The sequence below is a fragment of the Paraburkholderia sp. BCC1886 genome (genome assembly GCF_900996245.1).
Classification (GTDB): domain Bacteria; phylum Pseudomonadota; class Gammaproteobacteria; order Burkholderiales; family Burkholderiaceae; genus Paraburkholderia.
In genome coordinates, this window is sequence record NZ_CAAJGK010000063.1 from 132,537 (window position 1) to 147,041 (window position 14,505).

Annotated in this window: 15 protein-coding genes; 6 read left to right on the forward strand and 9 right to left on the reverse strand. The window is 61.7% G+C overall.

The window, feature by feature from the left end:
- Positions 1-7: 7 nt before the first annotated feature.
- Together FQ746_RS22795 and FQ746_RS22800 are read left to right on the forward strand one after the other, a co-directional pair.
- Complete coding sequence (locus tag FQ746_RS22795; RefSeq protein ID WP_144111891.1) at positions 8-1,192, forward strand: acetylornithine transaminase; 1,185 nt, start codon at positions 8-10, stop codon at positions 1,190-1,192.
- Between the two features lie 16 nt (positions 1,193-1,208).
- Positions 1,209-1,679 carry a GNAT family acetyltransferase gene (locus FQ746_RS22800; protein WP_144111892.1) on the forward strand — a complete coding sequence of 157 codons (471 nt, stop codon included), beginning with the start codon at positions 1,209-1,211 and terminating at the stop codon, positions 1,677-1,679.
- A 92-nt stretch (positions 1,680-1,771) separates the two neighbouring features.
- Here FQ746_RS22800 and FQ746_RS22805 read toward each other — a convergent pair whose 3' ends face one another.
- The 7 genes from FQ746_RS22805 to FQ746_RS22835 all read right to left on the reverse strand — a co-directional run bounded on the left by FQ746_RS22805 (position 1,772) and on the right by FQ746_RS22835 (position 8,824).
- Positions 1,772-2,476, reverse strand: a complete 705-nt coding sequence (locus FQ746_RS22805; RefSeq protein ID WP_144111893.1) for an ABC transporter ATP-binding protein — start codon at positions 2,474-2,476, stop codon at positions 1,772-1,774.
- Between the two features lie 17 nt (positions 2,477-2,493).
- Entirely contained in the window at positions 2,494-3,267 is a 774-nt protein-coding gene (locus tag FQ746_RS22810; protein WP_144111894.1) for an ABC transporter ATP-binding protein, read from the reverse strand.
- An 18-nt stretch (positions 3,268-3,285) separates the two neighbouring features.
- Entirely contained in the window at positions 3,286-4,455 is a 1,170-nt protein-coding gene (locus FQ746_RS22815) for a branched-chain amino acid ABC transporter permease (protein ID WP_144111895.1), read from the reverse strand.
- A gap of 26 nt (positions 4,456-4,481) precedes the next feature.
- Entirely contained in the window at positions 4,482-5,432 is a 951-nt protein-coding gene (locus FQ746_RS22820; RefSeq protein ID WP_144111896.1) for a branched-chain amino acid ABC transporter permease, read from the reverse strand.
- Positions 5,433-5,662: 230 nt separating this feature from the next.
- A complete protein-coding gene (locus FQ746_RS22825) occupies positions 5,663-6,862 on the reverse strand; it encodes a branched-chain amino acid ABC transporter substrate-binding protein (protein WP_144111897.1) in 1,200 nt (399 codons plus the stop codon).
- A 544-nt stretch (positions 6,863-7,406) separates the two neighbouring features.
- Positions 7,407-8,366: a 4-hydroxy-3-methylbut-2-enyl diphosphate reductase gene (gene ispH, locus FQ746_RS22830; protein WP_144111898.1), complete on the reverse strand. Its 960-nt coding sequence runs from the start codon at positions 8,364-8,366 to the stop codon at positions 7,407-7,409.
- A gap of 2 nt (positions 8,367-8,368) precedes the next feature.
- On the reverse strand, positions 8,369-8,824 hold the full coding sequence (locus FQ746_RS22835) for a peptidylprolyl isomerase (protein ID WP_144111899.1): 456 nt from the start codon (positions 8,822-8,824) through the stop codon (positions 8,369-8,371).
- Positions 8,825-9,047: 223 nt separating this feature from the next.
- Between FQ746_RS22835 and radC the strand changes: the two genes are divergently transcribed.
- The 4 genes from radC (at position 9,048) to nadB (ending at position 12,290) form a co-directional block, all read left to right on the forward strand.
- A complete protein-coding gene (gene radC / locus FQ746_RS22840) occupies positions 9,048-9,803 on the forward strand; it encodes a RadC family protein (protein WP_144111900.1) in 756 nt (251 codons plus the stop codon).
- A gap of 261 nt (positions 9,804-10,064) precedes the next feature.
- Positions 10,065-10,298, forward strand: a complete 234-nt coding sequence (gene rpmB / locus FQ746_RS22845; protein WP_007180631.1) for a 50S ribosomal protein L28 — start codon at positions 10,065-10,067, stop codon at positions 10,296-10,298.
- Positions 10,299-10,308: 10 nt separating this feature from the next.
- On the forward strand, positions 10,309-10,476 hold the full coding sequence (gene rpmG / locus FQ746_RS22850; protein WP_006050116.1) for a 50S ribosomal protein L33: 168 nt from the start codon (positions 10,309-10,311) through the stop codon (positions 10,474-10,476).
- Between the two features lie 215 nt (positions 10,477-10,691).
- A complete protein-coding gene (gene nadB / locus FQ746_RS22855) occupies positions 10,692-12,290 on the forward strand; it encodes an L-aspartate oxidase (protein ID WP_144111901.1) in 1,599 nt (532 codons plus the stop codon).
- A gap of 106 nt (positions 12,291-12,396) precedes the next feature.
- On the opposite strand, the gene nadC is transcribed toward nadB, so the two are convergent.
- Together nadC and nadA are read right to left on the reverse strand one after the other, a co-directional pair.
- Positions 12,397-13,308 (reverse strand): carboxylating nicotinate-nucleotide diphosphorylase, encoded by a 912-nt coding sequence (gene nadC / locus FQ746_RS22860; RefSeq protein WP_144111902.1) that lies wholly within the window; start codon positions 13,306-13,308, stop codon positions 12,397-12,399.
- Positions 13,308-14,447, reverse strand: coding sequence for a quinolinate synthase NadA (gene nadA / locus FQ746_RS22865; protein WP_144111903.1), 1,140 nt, complete (start codon positions 14,445-14,447; stop codon positions 13,308-13,310). The genes nadC and nadA overlap by 1 nt, the downstream gene beginning before the upstream one ends.
- Positions 14,448-14,505 lie beyond the last annotated feature (58 nt).

A 14,505-nucleotide genomic window follows, 5' to 3' on the forward strand; every position in this document is an offset into this window, starting at 1 on the left:
TGCCGTCATGAATTTCACCGAGTACCCGATCGAGTCGCTGATGTACATCACGAACCGGCCTGAAATCGTTTTTACGCACGGCAAGGGCTCGTGGCTCTACGACAATAACGGCAAGCGATATCTGGACTTCATCCAGGGCTGGGCGGTCAATAGCCTCGGCCATTGCAACGACGGCATGCTCGAAGCGCTGAACAAGCAGGCGCAGCTGCTGCTCAATCCGTCACCGGCGTTCTATAACGGGCCGATGGCGCAACTCGCCGGGCTGCTCACGCAGCACAGCTGCTTCGACAAGGTGTTCTTCGCGAACAGCGGCGCGGAGGCCAACGAAGGCGCCATCAAGCTCGCGCGCAAGTGGGGCAAGAAGTTCAAGGACGGCGCGTTCGAGATCATCACGTTCGATCACAGCTTCCACGGTCGCACCATCGCGACGATGTCGGCGAGCGGCAAGCCCGGCTGGGACACCATCTACGCCCCGCAAGTACCGGGATTTCCGAAAGCGGATCTGAACGACATTGCATCGGTCGAAAAGCTGATCAACGCAAAAACCGTGGCGGTCATGCTCGAGCCGATTCAAGGCGAAGGCGGCGTGATTCCCGCAACGCGCGAATTCATGCAGCAACTGCGCGAACTGACGAAAAAGCACAACCTGCTGCTGATCGTCGACGAAGTGCAAAGCGGCTGCGGCCGCGCGGGAACGCTGTTCGCCTACGAGCTCTCGGGCATCGAGCCGGACATCATGACGCTCGGCAAAGGCATCGGCGGCGGGGTCCCGCTGGCGGCGCTGCTCGCGAAGGCGGAAGTGGCGGTTTTCGAAGCCGGCGACCAGGGCGGCACCTATAACGGCAACCCGTTGATGACCGCGGTCGGCTACTCGGTCATCTCGCAACTCACCGCGCCGGGTTTCCTCGAAGGCGTGCGCGCGCGCGGCGAGTATCTGCGCGCGAAGCTGCTGGAGTTGTCGGAGGAGCGCGGCTTCGAGGGTGAGCGCGGCGAAGGTCTGTTGCGTGCATTGCTGCTCGGCAAGGACATCGGCAACCAGATCGTCGAGAAAGCTCGCGACATGCAGCCCGATGGTTTGCTGCTGAACGCGGCCCGTCCGAATCTGCTGCGTTTCATGCCGGCGCTGAACGTGACCAACGAAGAGATCGACCAGATGATGGCCATGCTGCGCACGATCCTGGACTCGCTGTAATCACGGGAATAGACGTATGACGACGAGCGCGACATTATCGATCCGCCGCTTCGATGCGCGCGACACCGACGCGGTCATCGCGCTGTGGCAGCAGGCGTTTCCCGAGTATCGGGACACGACGAAGCCGCATCGCAACCCGCGTCTGTCGATCGAAAACAAGTTGACGACGCAACCCGAGCTGTTTTTCGTGGCAACGCTCGGCGAGCGGATCGTCGGCACGGTGATGGGCGGTTACGACGGTCACCGCGGCTGGCTGTATTCGCTGGCGGTGGATGAATCGGTGCGGCGTCACGGTATCGGCACACGGCTCGTCGCGCACGTCGAAAACACGTTGACCGGAATGGGATGTCCGAAGCTCAACCTGCAGGTGCTATCGGCCAAAACGGATATTCAGGCGTTTTACGAAGCGCTCGGTTATCGCGCCGATGCGGTCATCAGCATGGGCAAGCGGCTGGGGGCGTTCGTGGATGCTGCGCCGGTGAGCTAGACAGAGCCCGCGCACGAATAAAAAAAGCCGCCCATGTGTTAAATATGGGCGGCTTTTTTACGAAACCAGCTCGTTTAACTTACTCAGCGCGATTACTCACCCAGGTAAGCCGCCCGCACCTTCGGATCGTCGAGCATCTGCTTCGCGTCACCCGACATCGTGACCAGACCGGAGTCCATCACGTAGCCGCGATTAGCCGCCTGCAACGCCAGACGCGCGTTCTGCTCGACCAGCAGCACGGTCATGCCTTCACCCGAGATCGCGCGAACCACTTCGAAGATCTTCTCGACCATGATCGGCGACAGACCCATCGACGGCTCGTCCAGCAGCAACAGTTTGGGGCGCGAGATGATCGCGCGCGCCATCGCCAGCATCTGCTGCTCGCCGCCGGAGAGGGTGCCGGCGTACTGCGCAGCACGTTCCTTCAGACGCGGGAAGAAGCCGAACATGCGATCCACGTCCGCCTTGATGCCGTCGGTGTCGCTACGCAGATAAGCACCCATCTGCATGTTCTCGATGATCGACATACGCGCGAAAATGCCGCGCCCTTCCGGCACCATCGCCAGACCGCGCTTGAGCAGTTCGTGCGGCGGCAAGCCCTTGATCGACTGACCGAGATACTCGATGTCGCCGATCGAATAAGGCTTCAGACCCGTGATGGCCTTCATCGTCGTGGTCTTGCCCGCGCCGTTCGCGCCGATCAGCGTGACCAGTTCGCCCTGCGCGACTTCGAGATCGATACCCTTGACGGCCTGGATGCCGCCGTAATTGACCTGCAGGCCCTTGATTTTCAACATTGCTTGCGTCGTGGACATTAGTGGACCCCCGCCCCCAGATAAGCTTCGATCACCTTCGGATCCTTCTGCACGTCTTGCGGCAGCCCTTGCGCAATCACCTTGCCGTAGTCGAGCACCGTCATCTGGTTGCACAGACCCATCACCAGTTTCACGTCGTGTTCGATCAGCAGAATGGTCTTGCCGTCCGAGCGGATCTTGTCGAGCAGTCTGGTCAGTTCGACCTTTTCGGTTGCGTTCATGCCGGCCGCCGGTTCGTCCAGCGCCAGCAGCTTCGGGTCGGTCGCCAGCGCGCGGGCGATTTCGAGGCGGCGCTGGTGGCCGTACGACAGGTTGCGCGACGTGTAATCGGCGTACTGCGCAATACCGACATAGTCGAGCAGTTCGATCGCGCGTTCCTTGATCTCGCGCTCTTCGCGGCGTTCGGACGAGGTCTGCAGCACCGCGCCGATCAGCCCGTGCTTCGTGCGCACGTGCCGGCCGACCATCACGTTTTCCAGCGCGGTCATGCCGCCGAACAGACGGATGTTCTGGAACGTACGCGCAATACCGGCCTTGGCGACCTGGTACACCGCGGTCGGCGTGTAGTTCTCGCCGTCGAGTTTGAATTCGCCCGAATCCGGCGTGTACAGACCCGTGATCACGTTGAAGAACGTGGTTTTGCCGGCGCCGTTCGGGCCGATCAGACCGTAAATCTGGCCGGACCTGATTTCCAGTCCGACATCGGACAAAGCCTGCAAGCCGCCGAAGCGCTTGTTGACGCCTTTAACGGACAGTCGAATGTTGTCGCTCATCTTTATTGTCCTCGTCCGTTACGCGCGCACCGGCTTCTTGCCGCTGCGCTTCGACAGTTTCGCGATCTTGTCTTCGTGCTTCGGCGACGGCCACAGGCCTTCCGAGCGGTACAGCATGATCAGCACCATCGCGAGTGCGTAGACCAGCTGGCGAATCACTTCCGTGTCGACGATTTCATGACCGAACAGCATGTTCTGCAGCGGACCCATGGTCGAGCGCAGGAATTCCGGCAGCACGGCCAGCAGCACCGCGCCGAGAATCACGCCCGGGATGTGGCCCATACCGCCCAGCACCACGCACGCCAGCACCACGATCGATTCCTGCAGCGTGAACGATTCCGGCGACACGAAGCCCTGGAACGAGCCGAACATCGCGCCCGACAGACCGCCGAACGACGCGCCCATCGCGAACGCCAGCAACTTCACGTTACGGGTGTTGATGCCCATCGCCTTCGCAGCGATTTCGTCTTCGCGGATGGCGGCCCATGCGCGGCCGATACGCGAATGCTGCAAACGCGTACAGACCCAGATCACCAGCAGCGCGGCGAGCACGAACAGGTAGTAGTACGCGTACACCGACGGAAACTGGAAGCCGAACAGCGAGTGCGTCTGCGCGAGGCTGAAGTCGCCGAAGTGCACTGGGTCGATCGCCGTGATCCCCTTCGGGCCATTGGTGATGTTCACCGGTCGGTCGAGGTTGTTCATGAAGATCCGCACGATTTCCCCGAAGCCGAGCGTCACGATGGCGAGGTAGTCGCCACGCAGACGCAGCGTCGGTGCGCCGAGCATGATGCCGAACAGCGCGGCCACGCCCATCGCGATCAGCACGATGACGAGGAACGGCACGTGCAGCCCGTGCGGCGCGAGATGCGCGATCCACTCGAACTGCGAGGACAGATGCGGCGAACTCAGCAATGCAGCGACGTAGGCGCCGACCGCGTAGAACGCGATGTAGCCCAGATCGAGCAGGCCGGCGAAGCCGACCACCACGTTCAGGCCGAGCGCGAGCATCACGTACAGCATCGCGAAGTCGAGCACGCGGACCCAGTAGTTGCCGCCTGCCGTGCCGATGATCATCGGCGCCGCGATCACGAGGATCGCGGTGATGATGCCCACCGTCAGCGTCTTGCCGCGGTTCTTTTCGGGGATGAGCGTCGTGGACGGCTCGATCGGTTGAATTGAGGTCATGTCTGTTGACTCCTTATGGCCCGGGATCAGGCACGATCCGCAACACGTTCGCCGAGCAGACCCGACGGACGGAACACCAGCACGATGATCAGCACCACGAACGCGAACACGTCCTGATAGTTACTGCCGAACACGCCGCCAGTCAGATTGCCGATGTAACCGGCGCCCAGCTGTTCGATCAGCCCGAGCAGCACGCCGCCCACCATCGCGCCGCCGAGATTGCCGATACCGCCCAGCACCGCCGCGGTAAAGGCCTTCAGGCCGGGGATGAAGCCCATGTAGAAGTGCGCGTTGCCGTATTCGGAGGCGATCATCACGCCGGCCAGTGCGGCGAGCGCCGAGCCGATCATGAAGGTGGCCGAGATCACGAAGTTCGGATTCACGCCCATCAGCGCGGCGTTGCCCGGATTTTCGGCAATCGCCCGCATCGCGCGGCCGAGCTTGGTCTTGTGCACCAGCAGCAGCAAACCGCCCATCACGAGGAACGCCACCACGATGATTACGATTTCAGTCATCGAGATCACGGCGCCGGGGTTGGTGTCCGTGGCCTTGATCACGTTGAGCGGATCGGTCGGCAGCAGTTGCGGGAAAGCCAGCGGATTGCGGCCCCAGATCATCATGGCCAGCGTCTGCAGCAGGATCGACACGCCGATGGCGGTGATCAGCGGAGCGAGACGCGGTGCTTTACGCAACGGCCGGTAGGCCACCCGTTCGATCGTGTAGCCGACCACCGCGCACACGACGGCGGCGATGATCAACGCGATGATGAGCGTCGGCACGTTGCCGAGCCCGGGGAAATGGTTCTGCAGCACGCCGATGGCCGAGAGCGCAACCATCGCGCCCACCATCAACACGTCGCCATGGGCGAAGTTGATGATGCCCAAGATGCCGTACACCATCGTATAGCCCAGTGCGATGATGGCGTACACGCTGCCAAGCACCAGTCCGTTGATAATCTGCTGGATGAAGATATCCATTCAATGCTCCTTAGCCCGTGCGACTGGATTCACGTTCTTCATCAGCCGGTGGGCGGTGATGCGGTTCGAAAATCTCAACGGCACTGCGGGTACTGATAGTAAAAACCGGTAAGGGTTATCCGCCGCCGGCGCGCCTTGGCGACTGGGGTGCAGTCGCGGGCCCGTCATGAGCGGATGCAAAAACGGCACCGTTGGGTGGTATCGGTGCCGTCAGGCTGAACATCCCGTCATCACATCTTGACCACGTCGAGAACGGATTTCTTGCCGTCCTTGAAGTCGTAAAGCGTAATGGCGCTCTCTTTCAAATCGCCCTTGTCGTCGAACGCGATGTGCCCGATTACCCCGTTGTAATCGGTGGACGGCATCGCGGCCAGCACCTTGGGCGCCTCGATCGAATTGGCGCGCTTCATTGCATCGACGATCACGTATACAGCGTCGTACGTGAACGGCGCGTAAATCTGCACCGGTGTGTGGAAGCGGTCGACGTACTTCTTCTCGAAGTCCGCTCCCCTGTCCATTTTCGAAAGCGCGAGTCCTGCCTCCGAACAGACCAGGTTTTGCACGGCGGTTCCCGCCAGCTCACCCACCTTGTCGGTACACACACCGTCGCCGCCAAGGATTTTTGCCCTGATACCGAGCGCCGCCGCCTGTTTCGTGAACGGCCCGCCCGTCGCGTCCATACCGCCGAACATGATCACGTCCGGCTGAACACTCTTGATCTTCGTGAGGATGGCCCGGAAGTCCGTGGCCCGGTCGTTCGTCGCTTCCCGCGCGACGATCTTCGCCCCGTTCGCCTGTACGGTCTTCGCGAATTCGTCCGCGAGCCCCTTACCGTAGGCGGTTGCATCGTCCACGATCGCGATGCGTCTGGCGCTCAACGCCTGCGTGGCGTAGTTGGCGAGCGCCGGTCCCTGCTGCGCGTCGGTAGCGACCACCCGATACGTCGTCCTGAATCCCTGTTGCGTGTACGCCGGATTGGTCGACGACGGCGAGATCTGCACGATGCTCGCATCGCTGTACAGCTTCGACGCCGGAATCGAGACCCCCGAATTCAGATGACCCACCACTGCGACCACGTGATCGTCGACCAGCTTCTGCGCGACCGCCGTGCCCGTCTTCGGGTCGCCCGCGTCGTCCTGCGCATCGAGTTCCAGCTGGATCTTCTGACCGTCGATGGTCAAACCCTGCTTGTCGATTTCTTCTACCGCCAGGCGCGCACCGTTTTCATTGTCCTTGCCGAGATGCGCGATGCCACCCGTCAAAGGGGCCGCATGACCGATCTTCACGACCACCGCTTCGCTTGCCGGCGCCGCCGCGACCGTCGCCGCCGATGCACCCGCTCCCGCCTCGCCATCCGGTTTTTTGCCGCACGCGGTCGAGACGACGACCACGGCCGCGATGGACACGGCGTAAGCAAACTTCACTCGCATCTAGTAGTTCTCCTGCGCCTTGCACATTCTGTTGTTCGGGACCCTAAGGCCTTGAGAACGCGCGCATTGTAACTCCAATTTTGCGACGGGCAATATTGTTCAACCGGCAGGGTTTTCCTCCATTGCAACCTTATTTTGGAGAGTTAATTCGCTAAAAGGCGCAACCAGGTTGCGCCTTTTTTTCGTGCACCAGTTGCACCAGCGTGAGAGCCCGTGTCATCAAGTGTTGCAGCGAGTACGCCCAATGCCCGATAACACCGGGATTTGCCATAAGTATTACGTTTTGATTGCTTTCGCCCGATACGCACTATGTTAGTGCGTCAAAAATCCGCGCGACGGTTTTGATTTAATTTAAACGGGGACGCATCAAAAGGAACGAGTTATAAATGGGGATGTTTTTTTAAAATTATTTCCGCTTGGGAGGCGGGAAAAACGCTTCAACGACTGGTGTGGCCCTTTAATTTTGCGATGCAGCTGCCGACGACGGGCGTAAAAAAAGCGCGCCGTCGGCGCGCTTTCTTCTGTGTCGCTTTCTCCTTGTCGGTCAGGCCGGCAAACCCAAACCGCGCGGCAACGGGAACGCAATGTTCTCCTCGATGCCCTCGAGCGCGCGCACGTTGCGCACGCCGAGTTCGCGCAAGCGGGCGATGACCGCCTGGGCTAGCACCTCCGGCGCCGATGCGCCGGCCGTCACGCCGATGCGACGCTTGCCCTCGACCCAGACCGGATCGATCTGGTCGGGCGAATCCACCATATAGGAGGGAACGCCGAGCTTCTCGGCCAGTTCGCGCAAGCGGTTCGAATTCGAGCTGTTCGGGCTACCTACCACGATCACGACGTCGCACTGCGGCGCCATGAACTTCACGGCGTCCTGGCGGTTCTGGGTGGCGTAACAGATGTCCTGCTTCTTCGGCTCGCGGATTGCCGGATATTTGGCCTTCAATGCGCCGATGATCTCGGCCGCGTCGTCCACCGACAGCGTGGTTTGCGTGACGAAGGCGATTCGTTCGGGATCGGCCAGTTGCAAGGCCAGGACGTCGGCAATGTCTTCGACCAGATGCATGCCTTCGCCTGCCTGCCCCATCGTGCCTTCGACTTCGGGGTGACCCTTGTGGCCGATCATGACAATGTCGAAACCGTCCTGGCGCATCTTCGCGACTTCGATGTGGACCTTGGTCACGAGCGGGCAGGTCGCGTCGTACACCCGCAGCCCGCGCGATTCGGCTTCCGCGCGCACGGCTCTCGACACGCCGTGCGCACTGAAGATGACCGTATTACCGGCCGGCACTTCTTCGAGACGCTCGATGAAGATCGCGCCTTTCTTGCGCAGGTCTTCGACGACGTAGGCGTTGTGGACGATTTCGTGGCGCACGTAGATGGGTGAGCCGTAAAGCTTGAGGGCGCGCTCGACGATCTCGATGGCCCGGTCGACGCCGGCACAGAACCCGCGCGGCTGCGCGAGCAGGATTTCGGCTTCGGCAATAGTCGTATCCGTAATGCTCATGGTTACAGAATTCCGATGATTTTCACTTCGAACGCCAGCGCCTGGCCGGCAAGCGGGTGGTTGAAATCGAACAGAGCCGACGTTTCGCCGACCTCTTTAAGCACGCCGGCATAGCGACCGCCACCCGGAGCGTTGAATTCGACCAGGTCGCCCGGCGAAAAATCCTCGCCGATCATGCTGTTTTCGCGCAGGGTGGCGAGCGACACGCGCTGGATCAACTCCGGATTACGCGGCCCGAATGCCTGGCCCGGCGTTAGCTGAAAGGTCGAATGGTGGCCGACCTTCAAACCGAGCAGAATGTCTTCCAGCGGCGGTGCCAGTTGGCCGGCGCCCAGCAGCAGCGTGGCCGGCTTGTCGTTGAACGTATTGATGACTTCGGCGCCATCGGCGAGGGAAAGCCGGTAATGAAGCGTCACGTGCGAACCGGACTTCACTTCGGAAATGTCGATGATGCTCATGCAGTGCTCGCTCAGTCGAAGCGCGCTGCACGCGTGCGCCGCGGGCGCAGTCGACGCGTGTGGCAAACCGTCGGGGTGCCGTGCGCAAAGCGCCTATTGTAAGCCACATACGGAAGGCACATGCGCTGCATCGCGCGTGCGCTCGCCTGGTGCCGCGCGCGGTGCACATGGCTCCCTGGCTCGCGGCCCCGTCGCCCGGAAACTGTGCGGAGGATGAGATTCCATGCTTGACCCTGTCTCCACGATTGAAGAAGTAAGGCCCGCAGCCAGCCTGCGCCAGCCCGACGCGCCCGGCCAGGCTGCACTCGTGCGCGGCAAATGGCGGAAAAAAGACATGCCGCGCGAGCGGTTGATCGAACAGGGTCCCGGCGTCCTGTCGGACACGGAGATGATCGTTCTGGTGCTCGGCTCGGGCCTGCCGGATCACGACGTGTTCGAAGTCGCGCGCGGGCTGCTCGACCGGTTCGGCTCGCTGCGGGCCATGCTGGACGCGGATTACACGGATTTCGACGGGCTCCGCGGAATCGGACCGGCCAAGAAAGCGCAGCTCATCGCGATCATGGAAATGGCGCGCCGGTCGCTGGTCGACAAGATGCGCAAACGTCCGCTGATGGACTCGCCCGACGCCGTCGAAGACTATTTGCGCCTGCTGATCGGCGGCCGGTCGCACGAGGTGTTCATCTCGCTTTATCTCGACGCCCGGCATCGGCTGATACGCTGCGAGGAAAGCGCGCGCGGCACGCTCACGCACATGGCGGTCTATCCGCGCGAAATTGCCCGCCGCGCGCTGGGCCTGAATGCGGCGAGCCTGATCGTCGCGCATAATCACCCGTCGGGCGCCGTCGAGCCCAGCGCGAGCGACTGCCGGCTCACACGCACACTGCGTGACGCGTTAGCGCTGATCGATGTGCGCCTCGTCGATCATCTGGTGATCGGCGCCGACAGCACCTACTCGTTCGCCCGCGCGGGCTGGCCGTGAGACGATTGCAGCGGGGTGGCGACCGCCGGCGCGCAGGCCCGCATCGCAAATAAGGTTTGATTTTGCGGCTTTTTTCCTGCTAGAATTCCGGTTTGCCCATTTCCAACCCCCTGTTCCGAAGCCACCAAGGCGTTCCGGAAAGGAAAAGCGACTGCCGGTTTTCGCGAGATTCACACTGAATCACGGCTAAACCCAGCGCTGCTCTTTTCGGGAAACTTTCACGGCGTTCGAACTCAGAATTAGCGTATTAGGAGTGCTCTCATGGCACGCGTATGCCAAGTAACTGGGAAAGCGCCGATGAGCGGCAACAACGTTTCCCACGCCAACAACAAAACCAAGCGCCGGTTCCTGCCGAACCTGCAAAACCGCCGTATTTGGGTGGAAAGCGAAAACCGTTGGGTGCGTCTGCGCGTTTCGAACGCCGGCCTGCGCCTGATCGACAAGAACGGTATCGACGCTGTGCTCGCAGATCTGCGCGCACGCGGTGAAGCCTAAGGAGTAAATCATGGCGAAAGGCGCACGCGACAAGATCAAGTTGGAATCGACCGCAGGCACGGGTCACTTCTATACGACGACGAAGAACAAACGCAACATGCCGGAAAAGATGCTGATCAAGAAGTTCGATCCGGTCGTCCGTAAGCATGTTGACTACAAGGAAACCAAGATCAAGTAACACTTGGCTCCAGCCTGACGAAGACAGAAGACAAACAGAAAGCCTCGCATTCGTGCGGGGCTTTCTGCTTTTCAGGCTGCGTTTTCGTTCGGCTTAAGACTGTCCTATGCCAATTGGTCAGCTTTCCCTCATCCGTTGCGACGCGTATCCTTTGTCGTTTCAGCGGCGCGTCTTAAACGCGTCGTCACGGCAAACGATAGACGGAGATGTGGGCAATGGAATTCGATGTGGCGATTGTCGGTAGCGGACTGGCTGGTTTGAGCGTCGCGCTCAATCTTGCGGAGACCAGGCGGGTCGCAGTGGTCGCCAAGCGATCGATGACGGAAGGGGCAAGCGACTGGGCTCAAGGCGGCATCGCCGCAGTGCTGGATTCGGCGGATTCCATCGAAAATCACGTGCGCGATACGCTGATCGCCGGCGGCGGACTGTGCGACGAAGCCGCGACACGGTTCATCGTCGAGCATGGCCGTGCTGCAATCGAATGGCTGATTGAACAAGGCGTGCCGTTCACCAAAGACGATGCCGCTGAACTCGGCTTCCATCTGACGCGCGAAGGCGGTCACAGCCATCGCCGCATCATTCACGCCGCGGACGCCACCGGCCACGCGGTGGTTGCCACGCTCAGCGAACGCGTGCGTCGCCACCCGAACATCACCTTGCTGGAAGATCATTACGCGATCGACCTCATTACGTCGGACCGCCTCGGTTTGCCCGGGCGTCGCTGCCATGGTCTCTATGCACTCGATCTGCAAAGCGGCCGCACGGTCACCATCGAAGCGCCGCATACGGTGCTGGCCACCGGCGGCGCAGGCAAGGTCTATCTGTACACTACCAACCCGGACACCGCGACCGGCGACGGCATTGCAATGGCCTGGCGCGCCGGCTGCCGGGTATCGAACATGGAGTTCATCCAGTTCCACCCGACCTGCCTGTTTCATCCGTATGCCAAGTCGTTTCTGATTTCGGAAGCGGTGCGCGGCGAAGGCGGCATCCTGAAACTGCCGGACGGCACCCGCTTCATGCCGAACCACGACGAACGCGCCGAACTGGCGCCGCGCGACATCGTCGCGCGTGCAATCGACTTCGAGATCAAGAAGCGCGGTATCGACTGCGTGTACCTCGACATCAGCCATCAACCGGCGGAATTCCTGCGCGAGCATTTCCCGACGATTCTCGCGCGCTGCCTGGAGTTCGGCATCGACATCACCAAAGAACCGATTCCGGTCGTGCCGGCCGCGCACTACACGTGCGGCGGCGTGGTGACCGACCTCGCCGGACGCACCGATCTCGCAGGCCTGTATGCGGTCGGCGAAACCTCGTGCACGGGTCTGCACGGAGCGAACCGGCTAGCCAGCAATTCGCTGCTGGAGTGTCTCGTGATCGGTCGCTCCGCCGCGCAAGCCATCGAGCAGGACGGCTTCAGCGCTGCCGTCCACGCGCCGCTGCCCGATTGGGACGAAAGCCGCGTGTCCGACCCCGACGAAGAGGTAGTCGTCGCCCACAATTGGGACGAACTGCGCCGGCTGATGTGGAATTACGTCGGCATCGTGCGGACCGACAAGCGACTGGCGCGCGCCAAACATCGACTCACGCTGTTGCGTGACGAAATCCACGAGTATTACGCGAACTTCAAGGTGAGCCGCGATCTGCTCGAACTGCGCAATCTCGTCGACGTGGCGTCGTTGATCGTCGAAGGCGCACGTTCGCGGCGCGAGAGTCGCGGACTGCATTTCAGTCGCGACTGGCCTGCGACTCTGCCCAAGGCGCTGCCTTCGGTGCTATCTCCCGAGTACGTGCGAAACCGCAACGTCTGATTGTTCGCGCCCAGCCGAAAGCTGGGCAAAAGAAAAGGCCATCGCTGGTTTAACCCCGGCGATGGCCTTCCTGAACGACACGCTTGTTATTCAGCGCCCACGGCGCTCAAACGATCCGCATCGAGTAATCCGTCGCGCGCACGTCCTTGGTCAGTGCGCCAATCGACACGCGGTCGACACCCGTCTCCGCAATCGTGCGCACCGTCTCGAAGTTGACGCCGCCCGACACTTCCAGCACCGCCCTGCCCGCCGTCAGACGAACCGCATCACGCATGGCGTCGAACGAAAAATTGTCGAGCAGGATAGACTGCGCGCGATGCGCCAACGCAGTTTCCAGTTGCTCGAGCGTTTCGACTTCGATCTGGATCGACACGCCCGCATTCAGACCCAGCGCCGCATCCAGCGCGGCGCCCACACCGCCGGCGGCAGCAATGTGGTTTTCCTTGATAAGAATGCCGTCGTAAAGCGCCAGCCGCTGATTCGCGCCGCCACCCACCCGCACCGCGTACTTCTGCGCGAGCCGCAAGCCGGGCAAGGTCTTGCGAGTGTCGAGAATGCGCGTGCGCGTGTGCGCGATGGCGTCGACGTAACGGCGCGTGGCACTCGCCACGCCTGACAGCAGTTGCAGAAAATTCAACGCATTACGCTCGGCGGTCAACAGCGCGCGGGCCGGCCCGCGCAGTTCGCAGACCGTCGAGCCCGCCGTCATGCGGTCGCCCTCGCGATACAGCCACTGCACCTCGATAGCCGGATCGAGTTGGCGCATCACTGAGTTGAACCAGGGCACGCCACACAGCACAGCATCTTCGCGCACGATGATGCGTGCGTCCCGCAACTGCGCGGCGGGGACGAGTCGACCGGTCTGGTCGCCCGTGCCGACGTCTTCGGCGAGCGCATCGGCAACGTTGCGCGCCAATGCTTTTTCGAAAGCATCGCCATACTGCGCGTGAATCTCGGCAAATAGCGGCGACACTGCCTCGTCCCGCGAGAACCGGACCGCACCTTCCACGACTGCCATTACGCTGCCCCTACGTTCGAAAAGAGTTGCGCGTCGCGCGCCAGGTCGCCGCTTGCCTGAACCCGCTTCTTCTGACGCGCGGCAAAGTCGAGCATCCGGTCGATCGGCAAGCGCGCCCGCTCTCCAATGGCAGGATCGACGAAGATTTCGTTGTGACCGCGCTCGAGCACGTCGGCGAGATTGGCGAGGCCGTTCATGGCCATCCACGGACAATGCGCGCAACTCTTGCAGGTGGCGCTATTGCCGGCGGTCGGCGCCGCAATGAGTGTCTTGCCAGGCGCGGCGAGTTGCATCTTGTGCAGAATGCCGAGATCGGTCGCGACGATGAAGTGGGTGGCATTCAGTCTCTGCGCGGCGTCGATCAACTGCGTGGTCGAACCCACCACATCCGCTTGCGCCACCACGTTAGCCGGCGACTCAGGATGCACCAGCACTTTCGCGCCCGGATATTCGGCGCGCAGCAGGTCGAGTTCGATGCCCTTGAATTCGTCGTGAACGAGACACGAGCCTTGCCACAGCAACATGTCCGCGCCGGTCTTGCTCTGAATGTAGCTACCGAGATGCCGGTCCGGTGCCCAGATGATCTTTTCGCCCCGAGCATGCAGATCGGCCACGATTTCGAGTCCGATCGACGAGGTCACCATCCAGTCCGCGCGCGCCTTCACCGCGGCGCTGGTGTTGGCGTACACCACGACCGTGCGGTCGGGATGTGCATCGCAAAAAGCAGAGAATTCATCGACCGGGCAACCGAGGTCGAGCGAGCAGGTGGCGTCGAGATCGGGCATCAGAATGCGCTTGCCCGGACTCAGAATCTTCGCGGTCTCGCCCATGAAGCGAACGCCGGCCACCACCAGTGTCTGCGCTTCATGATCGCGGCCGAAGCGCGCCATTTCCAGTGAATCGGCCACGCAGCCGCCGGTTTCATCCGCGAGTTCCTGCAGTTCCGCATCCACGTAGTAGTGCGCGACAAGCACCGCTTTCTCGCGTTCGAGCAGCGCCCGGATGCGTGCTTTGAGAGCGATTTTTTGCTCCGCCGACGGCGTCTCGGGCACCTTCGCCCATGCCTGCCCGATCCCGCAGGTCATACCCTGCTCCTGCGGCCGGTCGTATTCGACCGTCCTGATCGACTGCTGATCCATGATCTCCTCTGCCTCTCGCTCTGTCGCCGCCGACTGACAATCGACTTTCGTTGCAGTT

Excerpts from the sequence above, each read along its gene's own strand:
- nadB (WP_144111901.1), top strand. The coding sequence starts at position 10,692 with ATGGAATTCGATGTGGCGATTGTCGGTAGCGGACTGGCTGGTTTGAGC.
- FQ746_RS22820 (WP_144111896.1), bottom strand. The coding sequence starts at position 5,432 with ATGGATATCTTCATCCAGCAGATTATCAACGGACTGGTGCTTGGCAGC.
- FQ746_RS22795 (WP_144111891.1), top strand. The coding sequence starts at position 8 with ATGAATTTCACCGAGTACCCGATCGAGTCGCTGATGTACATCACGAAC.
- ispH (WP_144111898.1), bottom strand. The coding sequence starts at position 8,366 with ATGAGCATTACGGATACGACTATTGCCGAAGCCGAAATCCTGCTCGCG.
- FQ746_RS22810 (WP_144111894.1), bottom strand. The coding sequence starts at position 3,267 with ATGAGCGACAACATTCGACTGTCCGTTAAAGGCGTCAACAAGCGCTTC.
- FQ746_RS22835 (WP_144111899.1), bottom strand. The coding sequence starts at position 8,824 with ATGAGCATCATCGACATTTCCGAAGTGAAGTCCGGTTCGCACGTGACG.
- nadA (WP_144111903.1), bottom strand. The coding sequence starts at position 14,447 with ATGGATCAGCAGTCGATCAGGACGGTCGAATACGACCGGCCGCAGGAG.
- FQ746_RS22815 (WP_144111895.1), bottom strand. The coding sequence starts at position 4,455 with ATGACCTCAATTCAACCGATCGAGCCGTCCACGACGCTCATCCCCGAA.
- radC (WP_144111900.1), top strand. The coding sequence starts at position 9,048 with ATGCTTGACCCTGTCTCCACGATTGAAGAAGTAAGGCCCGCAGCCAGC.
- FQ746_RS22805 (WP_144111893.1), bottom strand. The coding sequence starts at position 2,476 with ATGTTGAAAATCAAGGGCCTGCAGGTCAATTACGGCGGCATCCAGGCC.
- FQ746_RS22800 (WP_144111892.1), top strand. The coding sequence starts at position 1,209 with ATGACGACGAGCGCGACATTATCGATCCGCCGCTTCGATGCGCGCGAC.
- FQ746_RS22825 (WP_144111897.1), bottom strand. The coding sequence starts at position 6,862 with ATGCGAGTGAAGTTTGCTTACGCCGTGTCCATCGCGGCCGTGGTCGTC.
- rpmB (WP_007180631.1), top strand. The coding sequence starts at position 10,065 with ATGGCACGCGTATGCCAAGTAACTGGGAAAGCGCCGATGAGCGGCAAC.
- nadC (WP_144111902.1), bottom strand. The coding sequence starts at position 13,308 with ATGGCAGTCGTGGAAGGTGCGGTCCGGTTCTCGCGGGACGAGGCAGTG.
- rpmG (WP_006050116.1), top strand. The coding sequence starts at position 10,309 with ATGGCGAAAGGCGCACGCGACAAGATCAAGTTGGAATCGACCGCAGGC.